The organism is Streptomyces sp. CLV115 (assembly GCF_038448545.1).
Classification (GTDB): domain Bacteria; phylum Actinomycetota; class Actinomycetes; order Streptomycetales; family Streptomycetaceae; genus Streptomyces; species Streptomyces sanglieri.
Map to the genome: position 1 here is coordinate 69,997 of NZ_JBCEWQ010000025.1, position 6,934 is coordinate 76,930.

Genomic DNA, 6,934 nt, shown 5'->3' on the forward strand with positions numbered 1-6,934 from the left:
GTGGTGCTCTCCCCCAGGTGATGACCACCCTCGCACGCACCACTGACAACGCGGTGGCGGCCCCTCAGGAGACGGGCCGGGAGTCCGCCCACACGGACTCGAACTCCTCGCGGTACGTCTCGAACAGCCCGTGCTCGTTGTCCTGGCCCGCCCGGACCACGGCGCGCCCGCCGCCGCGCAGCACCAGCACGGGTGCCTCCATGCCGCGTGCGCGCCGCAGATAGGTCTGGACGACCCCGACCGCGTCGGTCCCGTCGCCGTCCACCAGATAGGCCGTGAAGCGCGGTGTCTCGTCGAACACATGGATCTCGAAGGCGCCCGGGTCGCGGAGCTTGGAGCGGACCCGGCGCATGTGAAGGATGTTCATCTCCACCGACCGGCTCAGCTCGCCCTTCTTCAGCCCCAGCTCCCGCTCCCGGCGCTTGACCGCGCTGCTGGCCGGGTTGATGAAGAGCAGCCGGACCCGGCAGCCCGACTCGGCGAGCCGGATGAGCCTGCGGCCGGAGAAGTTCTGCACCAGCAGGTTGAGCCCTATGCCGATCGCGTCGAGCCGGCGCGAACCGCCGAAGAGGTCCTCGGCGGGCAGCTGGCGCTGGAGTCGCACCCGGTCGGAGTGGACCGAGACCACATCCGCGTACCGGTCGCCGACCAGCTCCTCGACGGCGTCGACCGGGAGCCGGTCGGCCGACGGGACCGCGGCGCCGCTTCCCAGGATCTCCAGGAGCCGGGCGGAGGCGCGCTCGGCCTGGGCGAGGACCGCCTCGTTCAGGGCGCGGTTGCGGGAGACCACGTTGCGGGCGACCTCCAGCTCGTCGAGGGCCAGCTCCACCTCGCGCCGGTCGTCGAAGTACGCCTCGAAGCACGGCCAGTGCTGGACCATCAGCTCACGCAGCTGCGGCAGCGTGAGGAAGCTGAGAACGTTGTCGTCGGCGGGGTCCAGCAGATAGCCCTTGCGGCGCGAGACCTCGCGCACGGCGACGGCCCGCTGCACCCACTCCTGCCCGGCGGGCCCGGCGGCGGCCACCACCCAGTCCTCGCCGTGCACCGGTTCGTAGATCGGCCGGAGCACCGCGGCGACCACGGCGCGCAGCCGCTGTTCCACGAGATTCAGCCAGATGTAGGCGCGTCCGGCCCGCTGCGCGCGCGTCCGCACCTCGCTCCAGGCGTCCGCTCCCCAGTCCAGCTCCGCGCCGATCTCCATGGGCTGCGCAAGCGATACCGCCCCTGGCGGGACATCGGTGGAGTCCCCCTCGTGACCCGGGTCACCTGGGGGCAGCTCGAATCCGCCCGAGCTCACCCGCGCACCGCCTTCCACTCCCCCACCAACGATCAAGGAAGGGTACTCCGGGAGCGGGAGCCGGTGCAGCCGGATGCGGATGCTGCTTCGTCAACTCCCCTACGGCGCAGGCATGTTCTCGGCGGCAAGATCTGCCGCAGTGAGGGGATTCATAGTGATTAACCACCCCAACCCGGGCCCTGTACCGGGCGAGCGCCGGTTTCCCGGGTCCGGACGCCGGTTCCGGGCGACGCGAAGGGGCCCGATGTTGACCGGACCTCGTGACGTCCCCGGCCGCCCGGCCCCGCGACGCCGCCCCCCGATTGCCGGTCGGTCCTAGGTAGCCGCACCTGTTTCGGGGAAGATCTGGCACCAGGGCCCGCCCGGCGGATCAGGGGTCGGACGCGCCCTGGCAGCCCGCAAGCTCCAGGCACCCGGATCAGAAGTGGAAGGGTCGAACCTATGCAGGTCTGGCCGGGACAGGCGTATCCCCTCGGTGCCACGTACGACGGCGCCGGGACCAACTTCGCGGTCTTCTCGGAGGCCGCCAGACGAATCGAGTTGTGCCTGCTGCACGACGACGGTTCCGAGACGGCGGTGGAGCTCAGGGAGACCGACGCCTTCGTCCGCCATGCCTATCTGCCCGGCGTGATGCCCGGTCAGCGGTACGGATTCAGGGTCCACGGGCCGTACGAACCGGAGCGCGGCGCCCGCTGCAATTCGGCCAAGCTGCTGCTCGACCCGTACGCCCGTGCCGTCGCCGGGCAGATCCGGTGGGGCGAGGCGGTGTACGGCTATCCGTTCGGCCGGCCCGACGCGCGCAACGATCTCGACTCGGCCCCGCACACCATGACCTCGGTGGTGGTCAACCCCTACTTCGACTGGGGCGACGACCGGCGGCCCCGTACGGACTACCACCGCACGGTGATCTACGAGGCCCATGTGAAGGGCCTGACGATGCTCCACCCGGGGCTGCCGAAGGAGCTGCGCGGCACGTACGCGGGGCTGGCCCATCCGGAGGTGATCGCCCATCTGACGGAACTGGGCGTCACGGCGATCGAGCTGATGCCGGTGCACCAGTTCGTCCAGGACCACCGGCTGGCGGACGCGGGGCTGGCCAACTACTGGGGATACAACACCATCGGCTTCTTCGCCCCGCACAACGCCTACGCCTCCTGGGGCGACCGGGGCGAGCAGGTGCTGGAGTTCAAGCAGGCGGTCCGGGCGCTGCACCAGGCCGGCATCGAGGTGATCCTCGACGTGGTCTACAACCACACCGCGGAGGGCAACCATCTGGGCCCGACGCTCTCCTTCCGGGGCCTGGACAACGCCTCGTACTACCGGCTGGCGGACGACCAGCGGTACTACATGGACACCACGGGGACCGGGAACTCCCTGCTGATGCGGTCGCCGCACGTGCTCCAGCTGATCATGGACTCGCTGCGGTACTGGGTGACCGAGATGCACGTGGACGGCTTCCGCTTCGATCTGGCGGCGACCCTGGCCCGGCAGTTCCACGAGGTGGACCGGCTGTCGTCGTTCTTCGACCTGGTGCAGCAGGACCCGGTGGTCAGCCAGGTGAAGCTGATCGCCGAGCCGTGGGACGTGGGCGAGGGCGGCTATCAGGTGGGCAACTTCCCGCCGCTGTGGACCGAGTGGAACGGCAAGTACCGGGACACCGTGCGGGACCTGTGGCGGGGCGAGCCGCGGACCCTCGCGGAGTTCGCGGGACGGCTGACCGGGTCGTCGGACCTGTACCAGGACGACGGGCGGCGGCCGCTCGCCTCGATCAACTTCGCCACCTGCCACGACGGATTCACGCTGCACGACCTGGTCTCGTACAACGACAAGCACAACGAGGCGAACGGCGAGGGCAACCGGGACGGCGAGAGCCACAACCGGTCCTGGAACTGCGGCGCGGAGGGGGACACCGACCAGCCGGAGGTCCTCGATCTGCGGACCCGGCAGATGCGGAACTTCATCGCCACGCTGATGCTGTCGCAGGGTGTGCCGATGCTGAGCCACGGCGACGAGTTCGCGCGTACCCAGCGGGGCAACAACAACGCGTACTGCCAGGACAGCGAGTTGTCCTGGGTGCACTGGCCGGACCCGCGGGAGCCGGTGCGGGACGGGGCGGACGGGGCCGAGCGGGGCGAGGACGGTACCGGGGGCAGCAGTCTGCTGGAGTTCACCCGGGCGATGGTGTGGCTGCGCCGCGACCATCCGGTCTTCCGGCGCCGCCGGTTCTTCCACGGCCGTCCGGTCGAGGGCACCCACGACGAGCTCTCGGACATCGCGTGGTTCACGCCCGAGGGCGGCGAGATGAAGCAGCGGGACTGGCAGGCCGCGCACGCGAAGGCGCTGACGGTCTTCCTCAACGGCCACGCGATCTCGGAGCCCGGGCCGCGCGGCGAGCGGATCTCCGACGACTCGTTCCTGCTGATGTTCAACGCGGGCGCGGAGACGCTGGAGTTCTCCGTGCCGGTGAACCACGGCCGGCAGTGGCTGGTGGTGGTCGACACGGCGCGCCCGGTCGGCGTCATGCCCGGTTCCGGGCCGAAGGTGGCCGGGGGCGATCGGGTGACGCTGGTCGGGCGCAGCATGGCGGTGCTGCAACGGCCCGCGTAGGGCCGGGGGCCGTCCCGCCGGGCGGGCGCGGACACCGCCGGTCGAGCCCTTTGCGGCGTTCCGTGACACAGAAGCCGCCAGGCTGGGTACGAACGTCCGCATGACGCCCACCGCCACCTACCGGCTCCAGCTCCAGCCCGACTTCCCGTTCCCGGCCGCCGGACGGGCCGTGCCGTATCTCGCCGCGCTCGGCGTCTCGCATCTGCATCTGTCCCCGGTCCTGGAGGCCGTGCCCGGCTCCCGGCACGGCTACGACGTCGTCGACCACAGCCGGGTACGTGCCGAGCTCGGCGGTGAGCAGGGACTGCGGGAACTGGCCCGCACGGCACGCGAGCACGGTCTCGGGCTGATCGTGGACATCGTGCCGAACCACATGGCCGCAGTCCCCCGCCACAACCGCGCGCTGTGGGAGGTGCTGCGGGAGGGGCCCGGATCGCCGTACGCCCGCTGGTTCGACATCGACTGGGCGGCGGGCGACGGCAAGGTGCTGCTGCCGGTGCTCGGCGGGCCGATCGGCGACGAGCTCGGCGCGCTCCGGGTGGACGGGGACGTGCTGCGCCACGGCGAGCAGGAGTTCCCGCTGCGGAGCGGCACCGCCGGTCTGCCGCTGCCCGAGCTGCTGGACGCCCAGCACTACCGGCTCGGCTGGTGGCGGCTGGCCCGCACCGAGCTGAACTACCGGCGGTTCTTCACGATCTCGGAGCTCATCGGGGTGCGGGTGGAGGACCCCGAGGTCTTCGCCGCCACCCACGGCAAGATCCTCGAACTGGTCCGGGACGGTGTCGTCGACGGGCTGCGCATCGACCACCCCGACGGGCTGGCCGAGCCCGCGGCGTACCTGGAGCGGCTGTCGGCGGGGACCGGCGGGCGGTGGACGGTGGTGGAGAAGATCCTCACCGGCGGCGAGCCGCTGCCCGCGGACTGGGCCGTCGCGGGGACGACCGGGTACGACGCCCTGCACCGGGTGGACGGCCTGTTCGTCGACCCGATGGGCGCCGCGGAGCTGGTCGGCCGCTACCGGGAGTACGCGGGCCCCGCCGGCGACCGCGGCGGCCACTGGACGACGACCGTCCGCCGCGCCGCGTACCGGGTGGTGACGCATGAACTGGCCGCCGAGACCGAGCTGCTGACCCGGCTCGCCGTACGGATCTGCGCGGCCGGCCCCGCGCTGCGCGACCACGCCCCGTGGGCGCTGCGCGCCGCGGTGCGCGAGCTGCTGGTGCGGGTGCCCGTCTACCGCCCGTACGTGACGGCCGGCGGGCCCTGCCCGGAGACGGCCGAGGAGATGCTGTCGGACGCGGTCGTACGGGACGCGAAGGCGATGTTCGCCGTCGCGGAGGAGGCGTCGGCCGTCGACGTGGTCCGGGAGCTGGCGCTGGGGCGGCTGGGTGAGGGGCCCGAGCGGGCGGCGTTCTGCGCCCGGTTCGCGCAGACCGCCTCCGCGTTGCGCGCCAAGTCGGTCGAGGACACGGCGTTCTACCGGTACCTGCCGTTGATCTCGGCGAACGAGGTGGGCGGCGACCCCGGGCAGCCGGCGGTGACGCCGGAGGAGTTCCACGCCTTCTGTGCCCGGCTGGCCCGCGACTGGCCGGCCACCGGAACGGTGCTGACCACCCATGACACCAAGCGGAGCGCCGATGTGCGGGCCCGTATCGCGGTGCTGACGGAGTGCCCGCAGTCGTGGTCCGGGCTGCTGACCGAACTGGAGCGGGCGACCCCGGCCACCGCTCCGGACCCCCAGCTCGCCTGGCAGGCCTGGCAGACGGCGGCGGGCTGCGCGAAGGTGCCGGGCCGCGAGATGGCGGGCCGGCTGGAGCCCGCGCTGCTGAAGGCGGTGCGCGAGGCGGGCCTCTTCACCGGCTGGACCGAGCCCGATCCGGCGTACGAGCGGGCGGTGACGGACTTCGTGGCGGCGGGGCCCGCCGCCGGCTCCGGTCCGGTGCGCGAGACGCTGGAGCGGTTCGCGAGCACCCTCGATCCCTATGTGCGCGCCAATGTGCTGGGGGCGGCGCTGGTGCAGCTGACGATGCCGGGGGTGCCGGATCTGTACCAGGGCACGGAGCGGGAGTACGTGGCACTGGTCGACCCGGACAACCGGCGGCCGTTCCGCGAACCGGACGGGGACGGGGCCCTCGGCGAGAAGGGCGAACTCACGGCGGCCGCCCTGCGGCTGCGGCGCGATCGGCCGGAGGTGTTCGGCGGGTCCGGTACGTACGCCCCGCTGGACGCCCGTGGCCCGGCGGCCGCGCACTGTCTGGCGTTCTGCCGCTCCGGCGAGGTGGTCACCGCGGTGACCAGGCTGTCGTTGCGGCTGGCGGAGTCGGGCGGCTGGCACGACACGGAGCTGGTACTGCCGGACGACGGTCCGTGGACCGATCTGCTGGCGCCCGGCCGGGAGTTCGCCGGGGGCTCCGTCGCGCTCGCCGAACTCTTCGCCGGGCGGCCGGTGGCGCTGCTCAGCCGGGCCGGACGAGGAGCGCCCGCGGACCCCGGGTGAGCAGCCCGGTGCCGGCCGGGCGGAATCCGTCCGCCCAGCGGAGCCGGGGCATCGCGTCGAGCAGCGCGCGCAGGCCGTGCCGGGCCTCCAGCCGGCCGAGCAGGACGGCGGGGCAGGACACGGGGCCGGTGAGGGACCGGCCCTGGTCGCGGCGGAAGGGATCGAAGAGGTCGGGGGCGGCGAACCGTTCCGGATCGCGGCCGGCCGCGCCGATCAGACAGGCGACGTCCGCCCCGGCGGGGAGTGTGCCGCCGCTGAGGGTGACCTCGGTGACGGTGCGGCGCAGCACCACCTGGACCGGCGGATCGCGGCGCAGCGACTCCGTCCAGGCCCGGTCGGCCAGGGCGGCTTCGACGCGCAGCGCGGCGAGGAGGTCGGGGGCGTCCAGCACATTGGCGAGGAAGGAGGCGAGCGCCCTCTCGCGGAGGCCGGTGTGCCGGGTGCAGGGTGCGGCGGCGGGTGCGGCGGAGCCGGGCCGGGTGGCGTGGGTGCTGCCCGGCGGGGTGGTGTGGGCGGTGGCCGGCGGAGTGGCG

At 72.9% G+C, this 6,934-nt stretch carries 4 protein-coding genes; 2 read left to right on the forward strand and 2 right to left on the reverse strand.

What is annotated here, in order from left to right:
* Positions 1-64: 64 nt before the first annotated feature.
* Positions 65-1,297 (reverse strand): SAV2148 family HEPN domain-containing protein, encoded by a 1,233-nt coding sequence (locus tag AADR41_RS12295; protein ID WP_266428444.1) that lies wholly within the window; start codon positions 1,295-1,297, stop codon positions 65-67.
* A 441-nt stretch (positions 1,298-1,738) separates the two neighbouring features.
* On the opposite strand from AADR41_RS12295, the gene glgX reads away from it, so the two are divergent.
* Together glgX and treY are read left to right on the forward strand one after the other, a co-directional pair.
* Entirely contained in the window at positions 1,739-3,904 is a 2,166-nt protein-coding gene (glgX, locus tag AADR41_RS12300; RefSeq protein ID WP_342281399.1) for a glycogen debranching protein GlgX, read from the forward strand.
* Positions 3,905-4,004: 100 nt separating this feature from the next.
* Positions 4,005-6,401 (forward strand): malto-oligosyltrehalose synthase, encoded by a 2,397-nt coding sequence (gene treY, locus AADR41_RS12305; protein WP_342281400.1) that lies wholly within the window; start codon positions 4,005-4,007, stop codon positions 6,399-6,401.
* On the opposite strand, the gene AADR41_RS12310 is transcribed toward treY, so the two are convergent.
* A partial coding sequence (locus AADR41_RS12310) for a cytochrome P450 (protein WP_342281401.1) occupies positions 6,361-6,934 on the reverse strand: 574 nt, incomplete at its 5' end. The genes treY and AADR41_RS12310 overlap by 41 nt on opposite strands.